Raw genomic sequence first — 23,057 nt, 5'->3', positions numbered from 1 at the left:
AATTAAACCATTTTGTTCCAAGGTTTTTTGGAAGGCAATCTATGAAAAAGTACCCCAAGTATAATCTTCACAGCTTCCCCACAACTTCTCCCGAACTTCTACATAACTTTTTATTAATATGAAAGTAACTTAATTAGGAAATAAGTTACTCGAACTCATTTCTTAAAACTTCCCATAATCTTGATTGGTGCTGTCACCAATCTATTTTTTTGCCCTTTTTTATAAGTTCCGCCTGCAGTTCCTGACACCCATTTCCTATTCATTGTTACGTTTCAGATGGAATATATATTTAGAAGAAAAGGAGGAGGACAATGAACATAGAAGATTTTGTGCCATCGCTGGATTTTGCCAGGAAACTGGACAATGAAGATGCTCTTTCGAGATTTCGTGAGGAGTTTTACATAAAGCCGGATTCCATTTATATGGACGGAAATTCTCTAGGTTTGCTTTCTAAACGGACGGAACGGGCGCTTCTCAATACGATTGAGGCTTGGAAGGAATATGGAATCGATGGCTGGACAAAAGGAAAGCAGCCATGGTTTTACCTATCTGAAAGATTAGGAGCATTGATGGCTCCCCTTATTGGAGCGCATCCTGATGAAGTAATTGCCAGCAGTTCCACAACTACTAATCTCCATCAGCTTGTTGCTACTTTTTATAAACCAACAAGTTCCCGCACGAAAATAATAGCAGATGAATTAAACTTTCCAAGTGATATTTATGCTTTAAAAAGCCAGCTTCAGCTTCATGGTCTTGATCCGGATGCCCACCTTATATGCGTAAAGAGCCGCGATGGCAGATTCATAGATGAGGACGATATTATCGAAGCGATGACCGACGACGTTGCCTTGGCAATCCTTCCGACGGTATTGTATCGGAGCGGTCAAATACTGGATATGAAACGGCTGACGGAGGAAGCACACAAGAGAAATATTTTAATAGGTTTTGATGCCTGCCATTCGGTTGGCGCCATCCCCCATTCCTTCAGCGAATGGGATGTGGATTTTGCCTATTGGTGCAATTACAAATATTTAAACGCCGGGCCTGGGGCCGTCGGCGGTTTGTATGTGAATCGGAACCATTTTGGGGCAGCCCCTGGTTTAGCTGGCTGGTTTGGCTCGAACAAAGAGAAGCAATTTGACCTGGAGCATACCTTTACACCGGCTGAAACTGCGTCCGCTTATCAAATTGGCACACCGCATGTTTTCAGCCTTGCCCCTCTTATTGGCTCCCTGGAAATGTTTACTGAAGCCGGGATGAAGAACATTCGGTTGAAATCTCTTCAACTTACCAGCTATTTGATGAAATTAATTGAACATGAGTTGGCGGATTTCGATTTTGTGATTGGGAACCCTCGAGAGGATTCTCGCCGCGGCGGACATGTCAGCCTTGAGCATGATGAGGCAGCCCGGATTTGCAAAGCACTAAAAGAAAATGGGGTCGTTCCGGATTTCCGTGCTCCTAATATTATCCGGCTGGCTCCGACTGCTCTTTACAACACCTTTGAAGAAGTTTGGAAGGTTGTCCAAGTTTTAAAGTGCATTATGTCGGATAAACAGTATGAAAAGTTTGCCAATGAGCGGGATATCGTCGCGTAGCCTTAGGTCTTTTTTGGAAAATTTTCCTAAAGGAGCTAGATATATGGAAAGCGATATGCAAGACCAAAACATGGGTTTAGACAAGGAGATTCAGACTGACTTTCAAAAAGAAATGTCCTACGGGGATTACCTTTATCTCGTTAACATCCTCTCGAGCCAGCACCGGTTATCCGACCACCACGATGAAATGCTGTTTATCATCATCCACCAAACGAGTGAGCTTTGGATGAAGCTGATTCTGCACGAATTGAACGCCGCCATCCAATGTATTCTCCGAAACGATTTGGAGCCTTGCTTTAAGATGCTGGCGCGCGTTTCCAGGATTCAGCAGCAGTTAATCCAGTCGTGGAATGTTCTCACGACCTTGACGCCAGCTGATTACATGCAATTCCGCCATAAACTTGGACGCTCTTCCGGGTTCCAATCGTATCAAAATAGGTTAATTGAGTTTGCCCTAGGTCAGAAAAATCCCGGGACATTGGCAGTTTATCGGCATCAGGCTGATCTATATAAAAAGATGTGCGATGCCCTTGGCAAACCCAGCATATATGATGCAGCCATCTCGGCCCTTGCTGCTAATGGATTATCTATTGATGAGGTTGTGCTGAAACGAGATTGGTCAGTGCATTATGAGCCAAATAACAGCGTTGAGGAGGCATGGCTGGCTGTATACCGCAATACTGATAAATACTGGGATTTATACGAACTGGCGGAAAAGCTGGTCGACATCGGCAATCAGCAGCAGCTTTGGCGGTTTCATCACATGACTACTGTGGAGAGAATTATTGGGCATAAGAAAGGAACTGGCGGGTCCTCTGGTGTTCCATATTTAAAAAAAGTTGTTGAGCATCAATTCTTCCCGGAGCTCTTGAGTCTTCGGACAAAGCTGTAATACACTTGGTGTATGAATGTGTTGGAGGCGGGATTGGATGAATAAATGGATAGATATTTCACAGCGGCTGGATAACAATATTGTGGTTTGGCCTGGGGATACCCCTTTCTCTTATAAGGTGAGCTGGAGTATGGAAGAAAGCGGCTCCTGCAATGTCGGCGAAATCACGATGAGTGCCCATACCGGCACCCACATTGATGCTCCCTACCATTTTGATAATGATGGAAAAAGGGTTATTGACTTGGATATTAATTTGTATATGGGTCCGGCACGGATTGTTCATTTACCAAATGTAGCGAGTATCGGAGTTAAGGAGCTTTCCAGTGTGGATTTGAAAGGCGTTGAGCGGCTTTTAATTCGGACGGATGCTTGGTCAGACCGTCGTGCGTTTCCCAGTTCGATTCCCCCGGTAGAGCCTGAGTTGGCGGCGTATCTTTCTGAACGGGGTATACGGCTGCTTGGACTCGATTTACCGTCTGTCGATGAGTTGGACAGTAAAGAACTTTCCGCCCACCATGAGCTTACTCGCTGTGGGATTCATATTTTAGAGGGATTAGTCTTGGATGAGGTGGAGTCAGGGGATTATGAGTTGGCTGCACTGCCTCTGCCATTGGTGGAGGCCGATGGCAGTCCAGTGCGGGCGGTGATTCGGAAACTGGTGTAGGACGGGCAGCTCTATGCGAATGGGTAATTCTTTCATGAGGACACTTCCGCTTGGTTTTTTGTGTGTTCTGTCCTCATGAGACCTCTATGCGGACACTTCTGCTTGTTTTTTTGCCAGCCCTGTCCTCATGAAACCTCCATGCGGACACTTCTGCTTGTTTTTTTGCCTGCTCTGTCCTCATGAGACCTCTATGCGGACACTTCTGCTTGTTTTTTTGCCTGCTCTGTCCTCATGAGACCTCTATGCGGACACTTCTACTTGTTTTTATACTGATTCTGTCCTCATGAGACCTTCATGAGGACACTTCTGCTTGTTTTTTTGCCTGCTCTGTCCTCATGAAACCTCCATGCGGACACTTCTGCTTGTTTTAATCCTAACTCTGTCCTCATGAGACCTCCATGAGGACACTTCTGCTTGTTTTTTTGCCTGCTCTGTCCTCATGAAACCTCCATGCGGACACTTCTGCTTGTTTTAATCCTAACTCTGTCCTCATGAGACCTCCATGCGGACACTTCTGCTGTTTTTTTGCCTGCTCTGTCCTCATGAGAGCTCCATGCGGACACTTCTGCTTAATTTTTTGCCTGCTCTGTCCTCATGAAACCTCCATGCGGACACTTCTGCTTGTTTTAATCCTAACTCTGTCCTCATGAAACCTCCATGCGGACACTTCTGCTTAATTTTTTGCCTGCTCTGTCCTCATGAGACTTCCATGCGGACACTTCTGCTTGTTTTTTTGCCTGCTCTGTCCTCATGAGAGCTCCATGCGGACACTTCTGCTTGTTTTTTTGCCTGCTCTGTCCTCATGAGATCTCCATGCGGACACTTCTGCTTAATTTTTTGCCTGCTCTGTCCTCATGAGACCTCCATGAGGACACTTCTGCTTGTTTTTTTGCCTGCTCTGTCCTCATGAGAGCTCCATGCGGACACTTCTGCTTAATTTTTTGCCTGCTCTGTCCTCATGAAACCTCCATGCGGACACTTATGCTTGCCAATCCAATTAAAAAAGCTAGCCTGCGCTAGCTTTTTATCTATATTTGTTGATTTCCATCACCAGTGTTTGCAGTGCTTCCCCTTGCTTCGAACGCTTCATATTCTGGCGTATCTCGGTACTTTTTTGGTCAAGCGTCTCCAGATGTTTCAAAAGCGATTCACTAGTTAATTGTTCTTCTTCTAGAGTAAGCGAAAATCCTTTTTGCGCAAAGGCTTTTGCGTTTAAAATCTGATCGCCCCTGCTTTGCTGCAGACCGAGTGGAATAATTAACATCGGGATATTTAATGCCAAAAATTCAAAAATAGCATTGGAGCCTCCTCTTGTTATCACCAGGTCCGTTGCAGCTAAAATATCCGATAGTTCTTCATGTACATATTCAAATTGCTTGTACCCTGGAACACCTTCAAGGCTGGGGTCAAGATTGTTTTTTCCACACAAATGAACAATTTGGTACTTTGCCGTCAAGTCTTTTAGCGACCCTCGTACCGCTTCATTGATCTTTCTTGCCCCCAAGCTTCCACCCATAATGGTCAGAATCGGCCGGCCGCTATCGAACCCTAGGAAGCGTCTCCCCTTTTCCGCAGAACCTTCTAAAATTCCCTTCCTTATAGGTGAGCCAATGGCCTTCACTTTACCTCGCGGAAAATACTTTTCTGTCTCTTCAAAGGATGTGAAGATTTTGTTTGCGAACCGTTGGGAAATCTTATTCGCCAGCCCCGGAGTCATGTCACTTTCATGAATAAAGATCGGGATTTTTAAAGTACTGGCCGCAATAATGACCGGAACAGACACAAATCCACCTTTCGAAAATACCAAATCAGGCTTTAATTTTTTCAAAACCCTTCTTGCCTCCAGGCAGCCCTTCAACACCCGGAATATATCCTTTACATTTTCAAAATCAATATACCTTCTTAGCTTCCCGCTGCTAATTCCAAAATACGGGACGTTGATTTTTTCAATTAATTCCTTTTCAATGCCCTTTTTTGAACCAATATATTTAATATCCCAGTCATTTCTTATCTCACTAATGATAGCGAGATTGGGTGTCACATGACCAGCAGTACCTCCACCTGTAAATACAATCGTCTTTTTCGACATTTCTGCCTCCTACAATCTTTGCATAATAGAATAATTATATGAAATTGTTGAAGGCAATACCATCTTTTAGAATTTTATTTTTCAACAAATAAAGATATTTCGGTATAATTCCATACTTGTCCCTTTCAAAAATTAACCCCTTGAATACATTGTAGTACCTCATAAAAAGGAGGTGAGGTTTATGTACGGCTACGGCAACAGTTTTGTGTTGATTGTCGTTCTGTTCATCCTATTGATCATCGTAGGAACACACTTTGGCAGATACTAATTTAGTTTGGACAACCCTCCTAAAACCTCCAACCATTTTGAAGCGTGGCATTCACCACGCTTTTTTTATTTGATTAGAATAAGAACGAAAAAGACCAAACCTTAAATTTGGTCTTTTTAATGGTTTTAGGCCACTTTAATTGCTTTGCCAAATGGCACTCTTGGAAGGAATGCCCCCGGAACGAGCCAAAACATTTCATAATCGAGCTTTTCCATGTCCTCAGAAAAAAAGCCAGTGACGTCGGTAATATAAAACAGCGTATCAATCTGTTCTTCCTTTGCCCACTCAAGAACTAATGTATAGGAGGATTTCCCATGAGAGTGCCATTTAATGGTGTCACTTTTTACCGGAGAAATACTCCTTATTTTAAAATCTGCTTGAACCAAAATCGTATCGGGTTTGACTGTTTCAAACAGTTTGACTATGTTATTGATAAGAATTGTTGGAGCATCTTTACTGGAAGTGTCCACCGCCAAAGCCACCTTTTTATCCTGACGCTCCTGGATCATCGAAAGAATCCGCTTATGCCATTTCACTCCGTTTCCCCCTTTGCAATATTCAAGCGACCGCTATTATTTTCCGTAATAGAGAATCGGTTTATGATTGGATAAATACGGAAGCAACCTTGCATGATGACAAGGGATTCAGGAGAAAAGTTATACCTAACATTTATATTTTTTTGTCGATTAATTGAGTGGTTAAATGGCGAAAATACTTCATGAACATATTTTCAATCTGGAGATTCATACCGTTCGCGGCAGGTAAATGAGGTTTTAATTTTCATAAAATCATACATTAATGCTGCTTTTCTTCCTTTATCCGTATGCCGGTTTCGTTTATGGTGCAGGCAATCCATGAATTCAAAATCACAGTGACATGGGTCAATTCCACGTTTCAGGCAGTAGTCATGCCGCTGACAACATTCATCAACATCATTAATGGGGGCACCCGGCCCGCTGCAACCTGGACCACACCAGCGGTAACCGGGGAATATACAAAAGCCAAATTGATTTCTTCGTCCGCCGTTATGCAAGTAATATGCACCTCCCTCAAGTGGTTGTCCTATATAACTAAAATATGTGTAACCATTTGAAAAGGTATTGGCGCATTTACTACTATTTTAGATTTTCAGAGAATGCTAAAAACCGCTTGGAAATTCTTTTAACAGGTTTACGGTCAATCACAACCCTAACCACATAGCAAATCACAGTATATTGCACCGTCCATAAGGCTTTGAGATGAAAATATCTTTAAGCCTTATTTTCTTTATTGGACTAAAGCAACCGTAAGTGTACAAGTTCATTAGACAAAGTTTGATAAATAAGGGGAGAAATTTCCCTTAATTAGCAATTAAGATCAAGAATAACTTAAATAGGCGGAGAAATTTCCCCTATTGACTCAAAAAACTTCAGTATTGGGGATTTTGCTTTGTTTAAGCGAAAAACCTTCCCTTATTTACGCCGGAATGAGCACTATTCTCCATTTAGCGGAAAAATTTTCGCTTATTTTATTACCACTAGTTACTCAATTAAGGATAAGACTTCTTATGTTTCAATGCGTTGGGGGAGTTTAAAAATTCACACACCCTCCAATACCTTGTGAATTAGAAAATGATAAGCAATTAAAATTCTCTAAAATGGTGATAAATCAATAAAAATCGCACTGTGAATCATATTGTGAATTCAAGTGTGTTTTGCTGTGTGGTTTAAAATGATTGCACCTCTAAAGTGAACCCGTTAAACTTCTTCCAAGCGGTTTTTTTTCAACAATATTACAAACCTTCACAATGAATTCCACTTTTTTTTATGACTAATCTAATAAAAAAAGGACCTATATTTCGCCATAATAAAAAGGTGCCTGACACCATAAAAGTATCAGACACCTTTATTTATTAATTCTGCTATGCTGCTAAATCTTTTATCTCGTCATCAACCTTATAGCCTTCCCATCTTGAGATTACGATGGCAGCCAAGGAGTTACCGACGATATTGACACAGGTCCGCGCCATGTCTAGGATACGGTCAATCCCGGCGATGAAGGCAAGACCTTCTACTGGGATGCCGACAGTTCCCAAAGTGGCAAGAAGAACGACGAAGGATACACCTGGAACCCCGGCAATACCTTTGGAGGTAACCATCAATACCAGCACCAACGTAATTTGGTGGCCGATGCTCATATGAATGCCATACATTTGGGCAATGAACAAGGCAGCAATGGCCTGGTACAGGGTAGAACCATCCAGGTTAAAAGAATAACCCGTTGGGATAACGAAGGAGGTAATCGCCTTTGGACAGCCGATTTTCTCCATTTTTTCCATAATTTTTGGAAGCACTGTTTCCGAACTTGAAGTAGAATAACCTAATAATAATTCATCTTTCAAATATTTCAATAGCTTAAAGATATTGAAACCGACTAATTTCGCTGTTAATCCTAAGACAACTAATATAAAGAATGCCATGGCACCGTACACGACGATGACCAATTTTCCTAAAGGAATTAGGGAAGATAATCCAAATTTTGAAACCGTTACACCAATTAATGCAAAAACACCGATTGGCGCAAGCTTCATGATCTGATTAGTCACGTAGAACATGGCATCAGCTGTTCCCCTGAAGAAGTTGAGTATCGGAGCTCCTTTTTCCCCAATCGCAGCAATACCAAGACCAAACATCACGGAGAAGAAGATAATCGCTAACATATCTCCATTCGCCAAAGATTGCATGATATTGGTCGGAACAATATTGACAAAGGTATCAACCATTGAATGTGTCTCTGTTGTTTTGGCAGTTTCCACATACGTGTTAATGTCGGTTTTCGTTAAGTGGGAACGGTCAATACCAGTCCCAGGATGGAATATGTTACCGGCCAAAAGCCCAACAACAATGGCGATAGTCGTAATAATTTCAAAATACAGCAGTGTCTTGCCGCCGAGTTTTCCTAATGATTTCATATCACCGGTACCGGCAACGCCCACGATGATACTCGAAACGACAATCGGTACAACAATCATTTTAATCAACCGAATAAAAACGTTTCCAATTGGCTGTAAATATTCAGCTACGTGTGGATTTCCATAGAAAACAGCACCAATAATAATACCTAGCACCAATCCAATGAAAATTTGCCATGCTAAACTGATTCTTTTCATAACATGCACCTCTCCTTGATGAAATAAGAACAAAAACTGCATAGAGGGAATTTTTATTTTACCTCTTTACTTTCAAAAAATAAATAAGATAAACACAATTTCATCGCCTAATATAATTTTATTTTGAAATCGTATTCAAATCAATGGCAAAGTGATACCATTTTTATCTAAGTCATTTGGACTATTTTGAAAATATAATTATTTCGAAATATTAATCAACTGTGTAAATTGAACTAAAACACAAAAAAGAACTCAGTTGTCAGAGTTCCGTTCAGTTTATTTATGACAGCCTTTGTTTAATTTTTATACATTCTTGATAAAATTTTCCAGATTCTTCAAAGTTCAGCAGATGGGCCGAGTTTTCGAACCAACAAATTCCTAATGCGGGCATTGCAGTACATCAAAGTATTGCTTTGCTAATGACGAAGGTGTTTGTTAATCCTGCCTGCCGGCAAAATATAAACCGGCACCTCTAGCTTCGCCGCATTCGTAATGAAATCTATCGCCAAAAGCTCTCCCACCTTTTCAAGGTCCTTTTGAAATTTGGGAGCAAATGCAATTTGCGCTGTGCCCGGTCCGCCGTGCAAAAACAGCATAATAGGCTGGTCAACATTTTCCCTCTAAACAGGAACCATTGCTTTCTGCCGCCAATCATCACTTCTTCTAAAGTTGCAATGGATTCCGTTTGGCCCTGTATCTTTTTCGTTTTCCTCGCGAGCATTTCGCTCCACTCCAATAGTCTGGATTTTTTCCATATCCAACCATATTATAATCCTGTTAACTCCTTTTTATATAAAAATTTAGGCAAAAATTGGTGTTTATGATAAATTTAAGTTTAGGAGATTGCATGATTGGAAGTGGTCCATTGTGTTGGAAAAATTCACCCTTTATATGACTTCATTTCAGCAGGATAGAATGATTCGTGTTTATTTGCCAGAATCCTATCAGAACGGACTGAAACGGTATCCCGTTCTCTATATGCACGACGGGCAAAATGTGTTTGAGGATGAAGATGCTATTAACGGAACTTCATTAGGTTTGAAAAAGTTTTTAGAGGAATCTGGCATTGAAATCATCGTGGTTGGGATTGATTTGAATACTGAGGGCGAGGGTCGGATAGACGAATACTGCCCGTGGAAACAAGGAAAGTTAAGTGAGGAAATATTAGGCTATGCCAGTCCTTCAGGCGGGAAGGGCGAGGACTATTTAGATTTTATCGTTCATGAGTTGAAGCCATTTATAGACCGAAAATATCGGACGCTCGAGAATGAGACAGCAATGGCGGGAATTTCATTAGGTGCGATTATTTCCACTTATGCCGTCTGCTGTTACCCGCAGATTTTTAGGAAAGTCGCCGTCCTCTCGCCGGGCTATTATCGTAATCAAGAAGTGTTGGAGGATTTTATTAGACAGAGTGATTTGTCGGGTGTGGAGAAATTTTATATGGATATTGGGACAAAAGAAGTTCCGAATGATCCAAAAGCAAGCAAACTGTTTTTTGATCTTGCCAGCCAGGTATATGACATTTTAAGCAGCCAAATAGCCGATACCCGCTTTGTAAGCGTGGAAGCTGGCGAACACCATTATCGTTTTTTCCGTGAGAGAATGCCTGAGATTCTGTCTTACCTGTTTTCGGATAGGGGATAATAGTGGTAAACAAAGTTGATTGGATCGATGGAAGGCAATGATTAGTCAAAATCGTATTGTTAAGTTTCTTTTTATTGTCATTGGGTTTGTCGCACTTGGCTTGGGGGTTATCGGAATTATTTTACCAGTGGTGCCAACGACACCATTACTGCTGCTGGCATCCTTCTGCTTCATGAAAGGATCAGAACGGTTCGAGCACTGGTTTAAGGGGACTAGCCTCTATAAACACCATTTGGAAAGCTTCGTCCGGGAACGGTCGATGACCTTAAAGCAGAAGCTATTGATTTTGTTGTTTGCGGATGCGATGATAGCGATTCCTCTTATTTTGCATCCGAGTTATATCGTGAAAGGCGTTCTGGTGTTGATTGTTATTTATAAGTACTATTATTTTATTTTTAAAATAAAAACCGTTTGGTCAGATTAAGACTTAGACGAAGAAAGACAGGAAGGCGCTTCCTGTCTTTTATTTTTTTGCCGGCACGACATCCTTGTTACGCCGGTTCTTGACTTCCTCCATTTTGGCATAAAAGGTATCCTCAAGGTCGAGGCCGAAATAATTATAAAATTTGAGCATGTAGGCGAGGCAATCAGCCAATTCCTTGCCGATGTCTTCTTTTATAAAATCCTTGGACATTTCGAAAGCCTTCCCCTCCTCCATGCCCTCATGGACTAGAGTCCTTGTCATGTTAAAGGCTTTTCTCAGTTCCTCTGCGACCTCTGCCACTTCTGTTGTCAGCAGCATGTAGTTATTTAAAAGAGATGCCCGGGCGTCCTCAAAGCTTTCATTGCTAATTTCCCAGTTCATTTCTTTATGGAATTGTTTGGCGAATTCCTGGATTTCTTTCATTGCTGTTTTCCTCCAATTACGTTTTTTCTTCAGACTTTAAAAAGAGGCAATTCCTTTATGTACGTTTTGAGCAAATTGAATGAAATAGGCGATATTTCCGTCTCCTGCCATTTTGGGGTTAGAGGCGTCCAGCAATTGATCATCCTGTATATGCAGCCACTCTAATGTGCCTTCAACCATTGTTTTCTTTGTGGGATAGGATTCAATGTTCCGGTTCAATACGAAGTAATAGACATATAGCTTTACTCCTGCCTTAAATTCCAGCGTGGTTAAATGACTAAATGTTTGAATATTAGACTGCTCTAGTCCCGTTTCTTCCTGGAGTTCCCGAAACATGGCCTGCTTCGGTTCCTCGCCAATTTCTAATTTTCCACCTACGCCATTGTAAAGATATTGATATGGCGGCTTGTTTCTTTTCAACAATAAGACGCGATCCATTGTGTGAGTAAATGCAAAGCCGACTACGTATTCCTTCATCGTGTTTACTTCCTTTGACATTATATATGCTGGTTTAACTCTTACCAGCAGCCAGCCGCTCCTCCTTAGGAGCTTCTCTACGGCAGTTTTCTTCTTTTTTGTTATCGGTTTTGTCCGTAGGACCTCTCTCTTCCGACAGTTCTCCTCTTTTTTCTCGCCGTTTTGTCCGTAGGACCTCTCTCATCGAACAGGTTTCCTCTTTTTCCTTGCCGGTTTGTCCGTAGGAGCTCCCTCTTCGGACAGTTCTCCTCTTTTTCCTTGCCGGTTTGTCCGTAGGAGCTCCCTCTTCGGACAGTTCTCCTCTTTTTCCTTGCCGGTTTGTCCGTAGGAGCTCCCTCTTCGGACAGTTCTCCTCTTTTTCCTTGCCGGTTTGTCCGTAGGAGCTCCCTCTTCGGACAGTTCTCCTCTTTTTCCTTGCCGGTTTGTCCGTAGGAGCTCCCTCTTCGGACAGTTCTCCTCTTTTTCCTTGCCGGTTTGTCCGTAGGAGCTCCCTCTTCGGACAGTTCTCCTCTTTTTCCTTGCCGGTTTGTCCGTAGGACCTCTCTCTTCGGACAGGTTTCCTTTTTTTCCTTGCCAGTTTGTCCGTAGGCGGTCTTCTTGAAGACATTTCCCTTCTTTTGACCAATAGTTTTGTCTTTAAGATCCATCCCTAATCTCTAATAATCAATACAACCTCTTAGTATAGCTCTCCTCAAGACTTTTTTTAATAGTATCGACATTGGAATCGGGGAGCTTTGCATGTGCAAAAAGGATCTTAGCCGCAGATGGCAGCAGTTCTTTTTCAAACCAGGACTCTGTATCCCATATGCCTGAGCGTTTAAAGGCCTTCGCACAATGTATAAAGCATTCTTCTACTTCCACGCCAATCCCTAAAAGAGGCTTCCGCCCGTGAACCGCCATCTTCTCAAGCAGTTCGTCATCTCTAATGATACAAGCTTTCCCATTTATCCTAAGGGTCTCTTCCAGCCCCGGTATCAGAAACTGCAGACCTACTCTAGGATTCGATAATATATTTCGCAAGGAATCTACTCTTCTGTTGCCTGGCCGCTCCGGTATGACAAATTGTTTTTCATTTAGGACTAGGACAAACCCGGGCTGGTCTCCCCTTGGTGAAACATCACAAAACCCCTGCTCGTCTGCAGTGGCCATCACCAAAAATGGTGATTTTGAAAGAAATTCCACGCAATGATGGTCCAAATGGTGAATGACTTTTTTGGATGCGAGTTCACCCGGTGTTCCCAGCAATGACCGCAGTTCTGCCTCAGTTTCAATAATATCTTTAAACAAAATCCCATCCCCCCTAAAGTTTTTTTAAAAATGGATATAATGCTTTTCCCGTTGTGTTCGAATTTGCAATAAGCGAAATTTTGCGTTTGGCTAAGGAATGGTTTAATGGTATGGCTTTTACAAATGAGTTCCCCAGATTCTTGATACTCATTTCTGGTACTACGGTAATCCCTGACCCGGCTGCAACGTATCCAATTAAAAAATCCCCAAAGTCTATTTCTCTAATAATCTTAAGCTCTTTTTCCTGTTCATGGAACATCCTGCTGACACTTTCCCTAATCGTACAGAACGAAGGATACAATACAAATTCCTCGTCACTAATCTCTTCAATTAGAACGGACTGTTTTCCGGAAAGTTTATGTGAAGTACGGAGGATCGCATATAAAGGCTCTTCAAAAATTTCCTTTTGCCAATACGTTTTATTGACCGGCATTTCTTCAATGATGGCTGCATCAATTTCCCCATTTTTTAGGAGTTCAAATACTTCTTGAGAGGCGTTCTTTATAACAACCTCCACGTGAATCCCTTTCTCCTTCAATTTTAAAATTCGGGATGGGATATAATTTCCGGCCAAACTTGGCAAGGTTCCAATAGTATAACTTCTTTTTTCCTTCAAACTGTTAAGATCTTGTTGAAGAATCGATAGATCACCAAGAATTTGTAAAAGCCTCTTGTAGACTACCTCCCCTGCCTCGGTAAGCTCGACTCCAGATGTGGACCTCACTAATAATGGTGCATCAAAGTAATCTTCTAATTTACGTATTTGCTTGCTTAATGCTGGCTGCGATATATTAAGGCGCTCACTTGCCTTGGAAAGACTTTTTTGATTGACTGTTTCTACGAAACTTCGAAAGTAATCAATATTCATATAGCGCTCACCCTTTTGAAAGCCCTTTTGAACATTTTACCATTTTAGATAAACATCGGAAATTAACAAACTATCTGTCTAATGAAAGGTTGTATAATGTATGTACAAGTAATGGTGAATCGAGGTGGAAACAATGAAACGAAGCAAATCTAATGCGGAACACTACATTTGGGGACAACAATGTGACGGATGGCATTTGGTGAAGGATGCAAATCTGAGTATCATCCATGAACGTATGCCGCCCAACACTGCTGAAGAAAGACATTACCATTCCCAAGCAAGGCAATTCTTTTTCATTTTGTCCGGAACGGCAACCCTTGTGGTTGATGGGGAACGAGTGATTCTTGATCAATTGGAGGGATACGAAGTGCCGCCGATGATCCCTCATCAAATTTTCAATGAGACAGACAGCGATATTGAATTTCTAGTCACGTCCCAGCCCAATAGCCGTGGAGACAGAATTCCATTCTAATAGAAGTCACGAGTCGGTTCACTCGTGACTTCACATTTAAAACTCAAAAATTTCTCCGTTAGACGGGACCGTCACATTACTTAAGCCATTTTTCGCAATATATTCCATTAAATCTTCCCTGCTCAACAGGCAATGATTCCAGGACTCCATGTGTACCACAATAATTTTGGAGGAGGAGGCCTCTGCATTTACTCTTTCGATATCCTTGATTCCCATAGTAATCGGATCCCCTGTTAAAAACTGCGCTTCCCCGCCATTTAAAATGATGATTTCAGGCGAGCGCTCCTTTAATGCATTCTGCACTTCATCGCACCAAATGGTGTCTCCGGCAATATAAAGGGAAGGCTCTCCTGCGGCCTCCATAATGAATCCCGAAACGGGCCCCATCTGCTTGCCTAATTCACCAGTTCCATGCTGTCCTCCTGTTCTAGTAAAGCGAATCCCGTTCCAGCTTTCTTCTTCCTTAATTTTGGTAACTTTGGAAAAACCAAACCCCCGAAGCTTTTCTTCATCTTCGGGCTGGCAAAAAATCTTTAAATCCTTCGGTATGATTTTGATTGCTGTATCATCAAAGTGGTCGCGATGGGAGTGTGTTAATATGATTGCGGCAATGTCATGAAGGATGGTTTCGATGGGAAGCGGCAATTCAACTAACGGATTTCTGAATGAATTGGCCGCATTCGCTACCGGGTCCATCTCGCCTTTAGAACTGAACATTGGGTCAACTAAGAACTGAATTTGATTCATGCTGATTTTAACGGTCGCGTGTCTGATTAATTGAATTTTCATTGATATCGCTCCTGTTTATTTTTATTTGGCAGATTGTTTTATCGTGTCTCCCAGAAAAAGGTACTCATTTGGAAGTAAAATTTTTATATTAACATCTAGTTCATTTCCTCTTTTTATTAACCTTTCTTCAACACTTTCCGCTTCGATATAAAACGGCGGATTATGGAAGGTTCCAAAATGGATAGGAACCAAGTAATCTGCATGTAATATTTTTGCTGCTTCCACTGCCTCCTCAGGCGTCAAACAGGCTGGCAGACTGCTTTGTGTTTTTAAACCGGCAACATTGAGGATGGGGCCGTTTACCGGAAGACATGCAGCATGGATTGGCCCATATTGCTGCTCCATCCGCCACCAAAACCCATGCCACTGGGTATCACCGCAATGGATAATCGTATGAACGCCATCATTTACAATCCATGAAACCTGTGGGGAGCCAAAGCCATCCACTGAATAGGAGGCAGAAACCTTTACATGATTTACAATAAAATGCTCATTTGGATTGACCCCGATTAAGTTTTTAAATCCACATTTTTTAGCATATTGGCTAGATTCATTTGGAAGATAAAGAGAAACCTCATCACCAAAGCTTTCCAAGACTGATTGATAATCGAAATGATCTGGATGGAAATGGGTGATCAAAATAGCATCAGGACTTTTGATGGTTCCAAGTGAAACCAAGGGCTCCAATGGTTCTCCTAATCTAGCCGCATGCGGCCGGTCCTGCCCCTTGATTGGTGCCCCTAGCGGATCAATAAGTATGGAGGTTCCATTTGATTCCACTACTACAGTTGCCCATGACAGTTTTTTTAATTCCATAAAACGTTCCCCCCCCTAAATTATTGTTATCTACTACTATGTTACACTGTTCCAATGTCTGGAAGATAATACAAATCTGTTATAGGGTTATAACTTTTCTTTATTGGGCTCATAAAAAGCAATAAAAAATGCTTTACCTCGTTTGAAGTAAAGCATTTTAACTCGTCTTTATTTCTGATAATTCAGCAGCCAGCCAATTCCAAATTGGTCGACCAGGTTTGCATGAAGCGCCCCCCAGAAAGTTTCTTGCAATGCAAAGGTAACTTTCCCTTCGGTACTGAGGGAATCATACACTCTCCTAATTTCCTCTTCACTCTCACATTCCAGCGTGATTCTCACGTTATCCCCTGCATTGACTTTGCTAAAGGTATCAGAAAAGTGGATAATACTGTCTCCTATATGCAGCTCTGCATGCAGACACTTGCCATCATCTGTTTGTTGAATATTTGTAACTTCTCCTCCAAATAAACCTTGGTAATACTCCAATACTTTCAGGCAATTATCAACAAAAACGTATGGATTTGCACTTTTCAAAATTAATTCCTCCCTATGACTATTACTTTTTACTTTCCTACGGATTCTTGCAACTCATTTACAGTAACAAATTTATACCCTTTTTCGGTTAAAGATTGTAAGATTCCTTCCACCGCTTTTAACTCTTCAGCGGACCCGCTGTACCAAGGGTGCAGAAGGATGATAGATCCTGGTTCTATGTTTTTATTTACGTAGTCTACTTTGTCGGAAGCAGAAGTGTAATAGGTATCCGGCTCCAGGTTCCAAGTAATCGTGTCTCTATCATGTTTACTTAAATAATAGGGCATGCCGACAAGCTTCTTCCCATTCGGCGGCCGAACATCGATTTCACCTTTATACCCCGCCTCTCTTATTAACTGATCAGTTTTTTCAATTTCTTCCCGAATAAAAGAAGGTGATTTAAAAACCATTCGCTTGTGAGAATATGTATGGTTGCCAAGCTGATGTCCGGCCGCTGCCAATCTTTTCGCTTCCTCGGGGTTTTTCTCGATATCACTTCCGATTAGAAAAAAGGTAGCCTTTGCATCGTATTTCTCCAATAATGGCAGGAGCGCCGGAATATTTTTCGACGGGCCATCGTCGAACGTCAATGCCACTAGCTTTTGATTGGTCTCAGCCTTATAGGTTAGGTCCCCGAACAACTGAAAGGTACGGGAATTCATTAATTTATATGTACCAAATAATAATAGAAAAACAACCAGAATTCCAATGACTGTATAGGCTATACTCTTTTTCATAAATCTCTCCTGAATAACAAAGCGCAAAACCGCTTCGGCTTTGCACTTCTAATTTTTTCTAAAAGGGTTTTAATATCATAAGGGTAATGATTATGATAAAAATAAAATTCTCCAAATTTTCATAGAAGAAAAGTTCTTTAGATAAACGCCAATACTCCTCCGGGATGTCGTCACCTTTATGTGTCTCCAGCATCGCCTTAATGGGTTTGGACCTTGGTGATAAGACGAGCGGGCCGATTGCTAGGGCAGCCAAAAAGAGAATGAGACTTATGAGATACCATCCTTGACGGAAAAGCGCTGTATTGAATAAGCCTAGTCCCAGGCCAGTCACCAGTAATAAAGTGCCGCCAATCATAACATAAATATGTAATTTGTTTCGAATCGCATAGGAATGACGCAGTTCGGTCATCGTTTTTCCCGATTTAACAACCGTTGTTAAAATAAACCCCGGCCCCATTCCGATAATAGCAGAAAAAATGTGTATGAAAACTAGAGCCTTGTAGAAAGTCATCGTCAGCTACCTCCATTCTCTACAGGACAATTTTATCATAAACAAGATTATTAATATAATGAGGTTTGTTACATATTTTTGTAGATTAGGACTGATACAGGCAAAAAAATAAGATTGTTTGTCAAAGCCTTTTTAGATAATTAAAAAAAACCGGAATAGCCCATAATGAAGGCTTGCCGGTTTTTTGGTCTAATCATTCGGATTTATTATCGCCAGCACCTGATGGTCTTCCCATTTCCCATTGATTTTGACATTTTTAATGGCGATTCCTTCCTTATGGAAGCCTGCTTTCTCCAACACCCGGATAGAGCCAAGATTGTGCGGCATAACCCCAGCTTCGATGCGGTGCAATTTGAGCTCATTAAACGCATACTGCACTTGGAGCTTAACAGCCTCAGTGGTATAGCCTTTCCCGTTATGCTTTTGATCTAAAAAGTATCCTATGAATGCACTTTAAAGGGAGCCGCGGAGAACCTGAAATAGATTGATTGTGCCGATTAAGGTGTCTCCTTTTGTAAAAATCCCGAAGGTATACGCCTGGTCGTTTTCCCAATCCTTTGCAAACTCTCTTATTCTGCTTTGCTGGGCTATTATTGTGTAAAAATCATCAGTACGCTCGTAGGAAATTCTCTCGAAGAAATAGCGGTTCTCTCTTTGTAAATTAAAAAGGGATTCCGCATCGTCTTCAGTAAAGGGTCTTATGTAAATATTTTTGCTTTTTAGCAAGAGAAGTCCCCCTTTTTTAATAAATTTACCAGCCTTTGGCTAATACTTCTTATACATTCCATACGATTTAGGATAGGTATATTGAAATCCAAATTGTTCATATAGTTTATTAGCTGGATCATCCGCAATTAAACTTACATATGAGCCTGGATACGTGTTCTTATCTAGATAGTTCATTATTTCCTTCATGATTACTTTTCCGAGCCCTTGACCTCGGTAACTAGGGTTCACCACAATGTCCACGATATGAAAAACAGTACCGCCGTCACCGACTACCCGGCCCAATCCTATTAATTTGTTTTGATCGTAAATACAAACAGAAAACAAAGTGTTTTTTAAGCCGATTGTCGCGGCTTCAAGTGACTTGCCGCTAAGCCCTCCCTCAATTCTAAGCTCAATGTATTCTGTTGGTGCTGGTGATACATGCTTTATTTCAAAACTTGTATTCATGATTAAAAAAACTCCCTTTCACTAATTTCCCGATGATGGTTTCAGGAATAAAACCATATACTCCTCATCGAAATATTCACCATTCACGATTAATGCCCTTTCTTCATGCCCAAATACTTTAAACCCTAGTTTAGTATACAGTTTCTTCGCTTTTTCATTGCTTGCTGTTACAGCTAAATTTATTTTTTCGATTGATTGGATTGATTTTGCTTTTTCAATGGCGGCTGAAAGCAAGGCACTGCCCACACCGGATACTCGTTTATGTGGTGTTACGTACATCGCGAAAATGTTGGCTTTGTGGCGGATTTTGCTTGGCTTCTCCTGCATTAGGGTGACGACACCGATTAGTTCTTGGTTTATGAATGCACCGAATGTATAAGTTCCTTCTGCTGCTAGATTCTGCGCGGTCTGTTCTACTGCGTTATCTCTTGCTATAGCATCTTCATAGCTTGTTAAAAAAGCCTCCGGATTTTGCTTTAAGGCTTCTAACCTTAACTGCCAATAGCTTGAGGCATCGTTTGAGTTTAGTAATCTTATTTCCATACCTATCTCCCTTGTTAAAATTTTTAGGGTGGACTGAGGTGAGTTGTCTATTGGATGGATTATATGTGCCCCCCGTTTTTTGAAGAAGGACATAATCGGGTGGGTATCGGCTCAAAATGTCCTTCATTTGCTTGATGAAAACCAATTCCATGCGGGCCCTCGTTCGAATTGTCCTCCATTCCACGCTTAAATTCTAACGCTTAAACAACCTGATTACCACATTCTCTAGTTTTTCTACTAAACTAAACGACCCCTGGTGTCTGAGGCTCTCGACCAAATTGGTGTAATACCACTCCTGCTGCTCCTTGCCTCGTTTAAATCTTTGCCAGACCTCCTCGCCAACCTGCTCATAATCTTTGATGATTGACCGGATATTGTGAAGTTTATCGGCACAGGCAACGGCACGGATATCGCTGGAGGCGTTTTTCAAAAATCCAATTGTGTGCTCCTTCCTCTCTTCCCAGGAAAGCGACTTATCTGGTTCTGAACATCCCGCCACGATTTCAGCTATCTCTTCACCAAAATCCCTTTTGATATCTTTCAGTTTGTAATTGGTATCTTCATCCGTATCATGCAAAATTCCTGCCGCCACCACCTCATCGCGATATCCCGCCTTCATCAAAAGCATGCCAACAGCGGCAGGATGAGCGATGTATGGAATGTCCGTTCCTTTTCGATACTGGCCCTGATGTGCTTTGCTGGCAATCTGAAGTGCCTTTTCAATCACGTCCATGTTTAAATCCCTCCCACATTTCAATATGAATATTTTACCATAAGAAAAGGAGCCTTTATAAAAGCTCCTCCCCAAAATTAAGCCTCTTCACTTTTCTTCAATACAGCCGCCCCTTTGAAAAGCGGTACTAGGAATAACACCCCGACGACAAATAAAAGCGCAGTAGTTTCATACATCGCAACAAGCGAAAACTTTTCCTTCAGCCAGCCGCTTGCCGTCATGGTAATGACCATTGTCCCCATAAACATCGGATTCAAAATCCCATTTACCCGGCCGATAAAGTCCGCGTCTGTATTTTTTAATATCATTGTATTGATTCCAATATGGATGCATGGCATAAATAGGCCAGCGAGAAATTGAACCGCAAGAGTCAGCCAGAACAACTCGGAAAATCCCAGCAGCATAAAGACAATTGCATTTATGGCCATTCCTAGTGCCAGCAGAATTTGCGGCGGGGTCTTTTTGGCCAATCCGACAGTTAGGCCACCCCCTAAAATCATCCCTGCTCCAAATGCCGCCATCAGCCACTGTAGCTGCTCTTTTGGCAGGCCGAGCTTTTCTGTGACAAGAAATACTGCCAGCGGCTGCGTCAGTCCCAGTGCTAATCCTGCCGCCGCAAAACATCCGCCAAGCAGCGTCAATGCCCGGCTGTTCAAAACGTAACTGAAGCCTGCTTTCATTTCCTGCGTAATGGTTGTTTTTTCAGCCTTCTCCTTTACCTCATAATCGGCTGGAAGTAAAAATAGAATTCCCGCCGACAGTAAAAAGGCAACACCCATGATGGCAATCGCAACATCAATTCCGTAGTGCTGATACACAAACGTCCCAATAACAGGACCGAGAATCATGAACAACGCAAACAGGGTTTGGTAAATAGACATCCCCATTTGGATGAGTTCTTCCCTCACATGCAGCTTGAACAGTTTCATACCAGACGGCTGTGAAAACTGGGAAAGAATAGAGGATACGAGAGTCGCAAAGAAAATAGCTTTCCAGCTTCCAAAGACAAGTGCCATCAACACAACAAAAATCGAAATGGCACTTAGAAAGTCACACCAGATCATCGTCTTTTTTGGCCGCCAGCGATCGGCAAAAGTTCCCCCGATAAAGGAAAATAGAAAGATTGGGGCGAATTCTGCTACCGAAATAAGCGAAACAGCCACCGCGTTTTCATTTGTTTTCTCCACCACAAATAGCAAAATTGAGTAATTACGGACCCAGATCCCGATTTGCAGGAAAAACGTCGAAAGCAAAATCGTCCGAATCACTTGATTACGAAACAATGCTCCCATCGACATATCCGAATTTGTTTTTTCCATAAAAAAACCTCCTTATCCGATTAACTGGATAGGAGGAAAATCCGGCGCAAAAAGTCATAGTACACCATGTACCATTTAAACCTTTTATAAAAAAGCCTATACTAATCCTATCCAGAATTATGTTCGTTATTACGAATTATTTCTAAAAATAGGATTAGTTATTCATTGGCTTAATGTTCACCCTTCCGAATTTGAGTAATTTTCATTTTACTGGATTTGTTTTTGAGTTTCAAGCAAAAATATGTTAGTTTATGGTGAATCTTTTCTCGAACAACACCATATCCAAAGCCCTGATGCCATTTTCATTGATTGGGTTAGGGTATTTTTTAAAAGCAAATCAATAATAGACAATCTTTGATCCCTTTCAACGGGTTTAAAACTACCTTTTTCATAAAAATAACCCCTGCTTATGATTTCTTTATTTTATCAAAAATTTGGAAAAAGGAGGTTATTCAGATCTAATATACGAATATAAAGATATGAGGAGGGATGGCGTTGAATATAGCAAAACTTTTGGGGGTGCTTGGCTCTTTAGGTGGACTTCTTTTCTGCATATACTTTTTATTCAATAATCCTTACGTTGGAGGTCCTCCACCTGAGGATGTTCTTGCATCCTTTTCACTTTGGTATTTCCTTCCGATGATTATAGCTCTCTATGCAATCCGCTCTTTTAAACCTACCTTACTATTGATTTGTGGAATCTGGACCTTCCCGTTAACTTTATATTTGGCAGCAACACCTGGAGTGTTTAAATGGCTAGTTATTTCCCCGGTTTTATTAATGGCAGCTGCTATTATCATGTTTAGACAAAGATAACATTCTCATAACGAGGTGAGTCTGAATGACGAAAAATAAACCATTTAATGACGTCATTGATCACTATGATAATATCGAAGGCAATGCTGCTAACGGAAGTTTAAAGAAGCTGCCAAAGCCGTTAAGGTATTTTGGATACTTTTTTATTAGTTTTTTTGCTTTAGGGATATTGTTGCTGATTATTTTGAGTTTGCTGAGGTAGTTTTAGAAAAATGAGGTGATGAAATGCAAAGATGGTTGAAAAATCTTATTTATTCATTCATTCTCATTCTGGTCCTTCTCGTTGGATCCGTAATTCAAACTCAGTTAAGGGAATACCAAAGTATGTATTTTAGGGTAATGCCCAATTTAATCTTTAGTGTGCTGTTTCCTATTTTTGTGGGGGGATTACTCCGGCTGCCAAAGCTGGTAACAGAAATTTGGGAAAAGAAACGCTGGGCAATAGATTGGGGTAAACTTATTCTTATCGGCCTACCTGTACTTTTAATAGCTATCGGGCCTTTTGCTACTTGGTATTTTGTACCTTTATTCATGAATCCTGGCTCAAACCCTACGATTATGGCCATCGCTGGAGTTATTTTTGGCTACCTTTTGTTAGATAGTTTGAAAGAAAAATAGGAAGTGTTGTCAATAATGAAAAAGGAGTGAATCGAATGAAGCAAATTATCGCACTGGGGTACGGATTTTGGTTGTTTCGGGCGTTATAAGCCTTTCATAACCACCCAGGCGCTGTATCTTTCTTCGATTTGGATGTTATAAGCCTTTCATAACTACCCGGGCACCAACTCTTTTTTCGGTTCGGGCGTTATAAGCCTTTCATAACGCC

At 41.4% G+C, this 23,057-nt stretch carries 29 protein-coding genes and 2 pseudogenes; 10 read left to right on the top strand and 21 right to left on the bottom strand.

Going from position 1 to position 23,057, the window contains the following annotated elements; all coding sequences use genetic code 11:
- The first annotated feature begins 311 nt into the window (after positions 1–311).
- Genes kynU through kynB form a run of 3 tightly spaced genes read left to right on the top strand, consistent with a single transcriptional unit; the run spans position 312 to position 3,154 of the window.
- Positions 312–1,598: a kynureninase gene (gene kynU / locus ACZ5AE_RS04820; RefSeq protein ID WP_464569976.1), complete on the top strand. Its 1,287-nt coding sequence runs from the start codon at positions 312–314 to the stop codon at positions 1,596–1,598.
- Positions 1,599–1,641: 43 nt separating this feature from the next.
- Entirely contained in the window at positions 1,642–2,490 is an 849-nt protein-coding gene (gene kynA / locus ACZ5AE_RS04815; protein ID WP_464569974.1) for a tryptophan 2,3-dioxygenase, read from the top strand.
- A gap of 37 nt (positions 2,491–2,527) precedes the next feature.
- On the top strand, positions 2,528–3,154 hold the full coding sequence (kynB, locus tag ACZ5AE_RS04810) for an arylformamidase (RefSeq protein ID WP_464569972.1): 627 nt from the start codon (positions 2,528–2,530) through the stop codon (positions 3,152–3,154).
- A gap of 1,024 nt (positions 3,155–4,178) precedes the next feature.
- Here the strand turns inward: kynB and ACZ5AE_RS04805 are convergent.
- The gene (locus ACZ5AE_RS04805) at positions 4,179–5,243 is read right to left on the bottom strand and encodes an undecaprenyldiphospho-muramoylpentapeptide beta-N-acetylglucosaminyltransferase (protein ID WP_464569970.1); all 1,065 of its coding nucleotides are present in this window, start codon (positions 5,241–5,243) and stop codon (positions 4,179–4,181) included.
- A gap of 181 nt (positions 5,244–5,424) precedes the next feature.
- Between ACZ5AE_RS04805 and ACZ5AE_RS04800 the strand changes: the two genes are divergently transcribed.
- Positions 5,425–5,511: a YjcZ family sporulation protein gene (locus ACZ5AE_RS04800; RefSeq protein WP_464573544.1), complete on the top strand. Its 87-nt coding sequence runs from the start codon at positions 5,425–5,427 to the stop codon at positions 5,509–5,511.
- 125 nt (positions 5,512–5,636) lie between these two features.
- Here the strand turns inward: ACZ5AE_RS04800 and ACZ5AE_RS04795 are convergent, their stop codons facing one another.
- The 5 genes and pseudogenes from ACZ5AE_RS04795 to ACZ5AE_RS04775 form a co-directional block, all read right to left on the bottom strand.
- Positions 5,637–6,047: a VWA-like domain-containing protein gene (locus tag ACZ5AE_RS04795; RefSeq protein WP_464569968.1), complete on the bottom strand. Its 411-nt coding sequence runs from the start codon at positions 6,045–6,047 to the stop codon at positions 5,637–5,639.
- A 194-nt stretch (positions 6,048–6,241) separates the two neighbouring features.
- Entirely contained in the window at positions 6,242–6,544 is a 303-nt protein-coding gene (locus tag ACZ5AE_RS04790; RefSeq protein ID WP_464569966.1) for a phospholipase, read from the bottom strand.
- An 867-nt stretch (positions 6,545–7,411) separates the two neighbouring features.
- A complete protein-coding gene (locus ACZ5AE_RS04785) occupies positions 7,412–8,659 on the bottom strand; it encodes a cation:dicarboxylate symporter family transporter (protein ID WP_464569964.1) in 1,248 nt (415 codons plus the stop codon).
- A 521-nt stretch (positions 8,660–9,180) separates the two neighbouring features.
- Positions 9,181–9,314: pseudogene (locus tag ACZ5AE_RS04780) on the bottom strand (alpha/beta fold hydrolase); the annotation flags it as partial.
- The gene (locus tag ACZ5AE_RS04775; RefSeq protein WP_464573762.1) at positions 9,280–9,414 is read right to left on the bottom strand and encodes a hypothetical protein; all 135 of its coding nucleotides are present in this window, start codon (positions 9,412–9,414) and stop codon (positions 9,280–9,282) included. The pseudogene ACZ5AE_RS04780 and the gene ACZ5AE_RS04775, both read right to left, overlap by 35 nt.
- Before the next feature lie 88 nt (positions 9,415–9,502).
- Here ACZ5AE_RS04775 and ACZ5AE_RS04770 point away from each other — a divergent pair, with 88 nt between their 5' ends.
- Both ACZ5AE_RS04770 and ACZ5AE_RS04765 read left to right on the top strand, forming a co-directional pair.
- Positions 9,503–10,306, top strand: a complete 804-nt coding sequence (locus tag ACZ5AE_RS04770; RefSeq protein WP_464569962.1) for an alpha/beta hydrolase — start codon at positions 9,503–9,505, stop codon at positions 10,304–10,306.
- Positions 10,307–10,325: 19 nt separating this feature from the next.
- Positions 10,326–10,730, top strand: a complete 405-nt coding sequence (locus ACZ5AE_RS04765) for a YbaN family protein (RefSeq protein ID WP_464569960.1) — start codon at positions 10,326–10,328, stop codon at positions 10,728–10,730.
- Positions 10,731–10,769: 39 nt separating this feature from the next.
- Here ACZ5AE_RS04765 and ACZ5AE_RS04760 read toward each other — a convergent pair whose 3' ends face one another.
- The 5 genes from ACZ5AE_RS04760 to ACZ5AE_RS04740 all read right to left on the bottom strand — a co-directional run bounded on the left by ACZ5AE_RS04760 (position 10,770) and on the right by ACZ5AE_RS04740 (position 13,785).
- Complete coding sequence (locus ACZ5AE_RS04760; RefSeq protein WP_464569958.1) at positions 10,770–11,153, bottom strand: MazG nucleotide pyrophosphohydrolase domain-containing protein; 384 nt, start codon at positions 11,151–11,153, stop codon at positions 10,770–10,772.
- 36 nt (positions 11,154–11,189) lie between these two features.
- The gene (locus ACZ5AE_RS04755) at positions 11,190–11,651 is read right to left on the bottom strand and encodes an NUDIX domain-containing protein (protein WP_464569956.1); all 462 of its coding nucleotides are present in this window, start codon (positions 11,649–11,651) and stop codon (positions 11,190–11,192) included.
- 80 nt (positions 11,652–11,731) lie between these two features.
- Positions 11,732–12,277: a hypothetical protein gene (locus tag ACZ5AE_RS04750; protein WP_464569954.1), complete on the bottom strand. Its 546-nt coding sequence runs from the start codon at positions 12,275–12,277 to the stop codon at positions 11,732–11,734.
- A gap of 16 nt (positions 12,278–12,293) precedes the next feature.
- On the bottom strand, positions 12,294–12,920 hold the full coding sequence (locus tag ACZ5AE_RS04745; RefSeq protein WP_464573543.1) for a pyridoxamine 5'-phosphate oxidase family protein: 627 nt from the start codon (positions 12,918–12,920) through the stop codon (positions 12,294–12,296).
- 10 nt (positions 12,921–12,930) lie between these two features.
- A complete protein-coding gene (locus ACZ5AE_RS04740) occupies positions 12,931–13,785 on the bottom strand; it encodes a LysR family transcriptional regulator (protein ID WP_464569952.1) in 855 nt (284 codons plus the stop codon).
- Between the two features lie 133 nt (positions 13,786–13,918).
- Here ACZ5AE_RS04740 and ACZ5AE_RS04735 point away from each other — a divergent pair, with 133 nt between their 5' ends.
- On the top strand, positions 13,919–14,257 hold the full coding sequence (locus tag ACZ5AE_RS04735; protein ID WP_464569950.1) for a cupin domain-containing protein: 339 nt from the start codon (positions 13,919–13,921) through the stop codon (positions 14,255–14,257).
- Between the two features lie 36 nt (positions 14,258–14,293).
- Here the strand turns inward: ACZ5AE_RS04735 and ACZ5AE_RS04730 are convergent, their stop codons facing one another.
- The 10 genes and pseudogenes from ACZ5AE_RS04730 to ACZ5AE_RS04685 all read right to left on the bottom strand — a co-directional run bounded on the left by ACZ5AE_RS04730 (position 14,294) and on the right by ACZ5AE_RS04685 (position 21,415).
- The gene (locus ACZ5AE_RS04730) at positions 14,294–15,046 is read right to left on the bottom strand and encodes an MBL fold metallo-hydrolase (RefSeq protein ID WP_464569948.1); all 753 of its coding nucleotides are present in this window, start codon (positions 15,044–15,046) and stop codon (positions 14,294–14,296) included.
- A 21-nt stretch (positions 15,047–15,067) separates the two neighbouring features.
- Positions 15,068–15,862: an MBL fold metallo-hydrolase gene (locus ACZ5AE_RS04725; protein WP_464569946.1), complete on the bottom strand. Its 795-nt coding sequence runs from the start codon at positions 15,860–15,862 to the stop codon at positions 15,068–15,070.
- Positions 15,863–16,030: 168 nt separating this feature from the next.
- The gene (locus tag ACZ5AE_RS04720) at positions 16,031–16,396 is read right to left on the bottom strand and encodes a VOC family protein (protein ID WP_464569944.1); all 366 of its coding nucleotides are present in this window, start codon (positions 16,394–16,396) and stop codon (positions 16,031–16,033) included.
- A 29-nt stretch (positions 16,397–16,425) separates the two neighbouring features.
- Positions 16,426–17,133: a polysaccharide deacetylase family protein gene (locus ACZ5AE_RS04715; RefSeq protein ID WP_464569942.1), complete on the bottom strand. Its 708-nt coding sequence runs from the start codon at positions 17,131–17,133 to the stop codon at positions 16,426–16,428.
- A 58-nt stretch (positions 17,134–17,191) separates the two neighbouring features.
- On the bottom strand, positions 17,192–17,644 hold the full coding sequence (locus ACZ5AE_RS04710) for a DUF2269 family protein (protein ID WP_464569940.1): 453 nt from the start codon (positions 17,642–17,644) through the stop codon (positions 17,192–17,194).
- Between the two features lie 189 nt (positions 17,645–17,833).
- Positions 17,834–18,370, bottom strand: a pseudogene (locus ACZ5AE_RS04705) (GNAT family N-acetyltransferase).
- Between the two features lie 39 nt (positions 18,371–18,409).
- Entirely contained in the window at positions 18,410–18,820 is a 411-nt protein-coding gene (locus tag ACZ5AE_RS04700) for a GNAT family N-acetyltransferase (RefSeq protein WP_464569938.1), read from the bottom strand.
- Between the two features lie 21 nt (positions 18,821–18,841).
- A complete protein-coding gene (locus ACZ5AE_RS04695) occupies positions 18,842–19,363 on the bottom strand; it encodes an N-acetyltransferase family protein (protein WP_464569936.1) in 522 nt (173 codons plus the stop codon).
- A gap of 193 nt (positions 19,364–19,556) precedes the next feature.
- Complete coding sequence (locus tag ACZ5AE_RS04690; protein WP_464569934.1) at positions 19,557–20,096, bottom strand: HD domain-containing protein; 540 nt, start codon at positions 20,094–20,096, stop codon at positions 19,557–19,559.
- 77 nt (positions 20,097–20,173) lie between these two features.
- A complete protein-coding gene (locus ACZ5AE_RS04685; RefSeq protein ID WP_464569932.1) occupies positions 20,174–21,415 on the bottom strand; it encodes an MFS transporter in 1,242 nt (413 codons plus the stop codon).
- Between the two features lie 495 nt (positions 21,416–21,910).
- Here ACZ5AE_RS04685 and ACZ5AE_RS04680 point away from each other — a divergent pair, with 495 nt between their 5' ends.
- The 3 genes from ACZ5AE_RS04680 to ACZ5AE_RS04670 are packed head-to-tail and all read left to right on the top strand — an operon-like array spanning position 21,911 to position 22,849.
- Positions 21,911–22,231 carry a hypothetical protein gene (locus ACZ5AE_RS04680; protein WP_464569930.1) on the top strand — a complete coding sequence of 107 codons (321 nt, stop codon included), beginning with the start codon at positions 21,911–21,913 and terminating at the stop codon, positions 22,229–22,231.
- A gap of 25 nt (positions 22,232–22,256) precedes the next feature.
- On the top strand, positions 22,257–22,433 hold the full coding sequence (locus ACZ5AE_RS04675) for an amino acid transporter (protein WP_464569928.1): 177 nt from the start codon (positions 22,257–22,259) through the stop codon (positions 22,431–22,433).
- Between the two features lie 23 nt (positions 22,434–22,456).
- The gene (locus ACZ5AE_RS04670) at positions 22,457–22,849 is read left to right on the top strand and encodes a hypothetical protein (RefSeq protein ID WP_464569926.1); all 393 of its coding nucleotides are present in this window, start codon (positions 22,457–22,459) and stop codon (positions 22,847–22,849) included.
- Positions 22,850–23,057: the final 208 nt, after the last annotated feature.

This window comes from Neobacillus sp. S1227 (genome assembly GCF_055385255.1).
Note: the sequence above shows the minus strand (reverse complement) of the source record. Positions and strands in the feature narration are given on the sequence as shown.

Excerpts from the sequence above, each read along its gene's own strand:
- kynU (WP_464569976.1), top strand. The coding sequence starts at position 312 with ATGAACATAGAAGATTTTGTGCCATCGCTGGATTTTGCCAGGAAACTG.
- kynA (WP_464569974.1), top strand. The coding sequence starts at position 1,642 with ATGGAAAGCGATATGCAAGACCAAAACATGGGTTTAGACAAGGAGATT.
- kynB (WP_464569972.1), top strand. The coding sequence starts at position 2,528 with ATGAATAAATGGATAGATATTTCACAGCGGCTGGATAACAATATTGTG.
- ACZ5AE_RS04805 (WP_464569970.1), bottom strand. The coding sequence starts at position 5,243 with ATGTCGAAAAAGACGATTGTATTTACAGGTGGAGGTACTGCTGGTCAT.
- ACZ5AE_RS04800 (WP_464573544.1), top strand. The coding sequence starts at position 5,425 with ATGTACGGCTACGGCAACAGTTTTGTGTTGATTGTCGTTCTGTTCATC.
- ACZ5AE_RS04785 (WP_464569964.1), bottom strand. The coding sequence starts at position 8,659 with ATGAAAAGAATCAGTTTAGCATGGCAAATTTTCATTGGATTGGTGCTA.
- ACZ5AE_RS04775 (WP_464573762.1), bottom strand. The coding sequence starts at position 9,414 with ATGGAAAAAATCCAGACTATTGGAGTGGAGCGAAATGCTCGCGAGGAA.
- ACZ5AE_RS04760 (WP_464569958.1), bottom strand. The coding sequence starts at position 11,153 with ATGAAAGAAATCCAGGAATTCGCCAAACAATTCCATAAAGAAATGAAC.
- ACZ5AE_RS04755 (WP_464569956.1), bottom strand. The coding sequence starts at position 11,651 with ATGTCAAAGGAAGTAAACACGATGAAGGAATACGTAGTCGGCTTTGCA.
- ACZ5AE_RS04750 (WP_464569954.1), bottom strand. The coding sequence starts at position 12,277 with ATGGATCTTAAAGACAAAACTATTGGTCAAAAGAAGGGAAATGTCTTC.
- ACZ5AE_RS04740 (WP_464569952.1), bottom strand. The coding sequence starts at position 13,785 with ATGAATATTGATTACTTTCGAAGTTTCGTAGAAACAGTCAATCAAAAA.
- ACZ5AE_RS04735 (WP_464569950.1), top strand. The coding sequence starts at position 13,919 with ATGAAACGAAGCAAATCTAATGCGGAACACTACATTTGGGGACAACAA.
- ACZ5AE_RS04730 (WP_464569948.1), bottom strand. The coding sequence starts at position 15,046 with ATGAAAATTCAATTAATCAGACACGCGACCGTTAAAATCAGCATGAAT.
- ACZ5AE_RS04725 (WP_464569946.1), bottom strand. The coding sequence starts at position 15,862 with ATGGAATTAAAAAAACTGTCATGGGCAACTGTAGTAGTGGAATCAAAT.
- ACZ5AE_RS04715 (WP_464569942.1), bottom strand. The coding sequence starts at position 17,133 with ATGAAAAAGAGTATAGCCTATACAGTCATTGGAATTCTGGTTGTTTTT.
- ACZ5AE_RS04710 (WP_464569940.1), bottom strand. The coding sequence starts at position 17,644 with ATGACTTTCTACAAGGCTCTAGTTTTCATACACATTTTTTCTGCTATT.
- ACZ5AE_RS04700 (WP_464569938.1), bottom strand. The coding sequence starts at position 18,820 with ATGAATACAAGTTTTGAAATAAAGCATGTATCACCAGCACCAACAGAA.
- ACZ5AE_RS04695 (WP_464569936.1), bottom strand. The coding sequence starts at position 19,363 with ATGGAAATAAGATTACTAAACTCAAACGATGCCTCAAGCTATTGGCAG.
- ACZ5AE_RS04690 (WP_464569934.1), bottom strand. The coding sequence starts at position 20,096 with ATGGACGTGATTGAAAAGGCACTTCAGATTGCCAGCAAAGCACATCAG.
- ACZ5AE_RS04685 (WP_464569932.1), bottom strand. The coding sequence starts at position 21,415 with ATGGAAAAAACAAATTCGGATATGTCGATGGGAGCATTGTTTCGTAAT.
- ACZ5AE_RS04675 (WP_464569928.1), top strand. The coding sequence starts at position 22,257 with ATGACGAAAAATAAACCATTTAATGACGTCATTGATCACTATGATAAT.
- ACZ5AE_RS04670 (WP_464569926.1), top strand. The coding sequence starts at position 22,457 with ATGCAAAGATGGTTGAAAAATCTTATTTATTCATTCATTCTCATTCTG.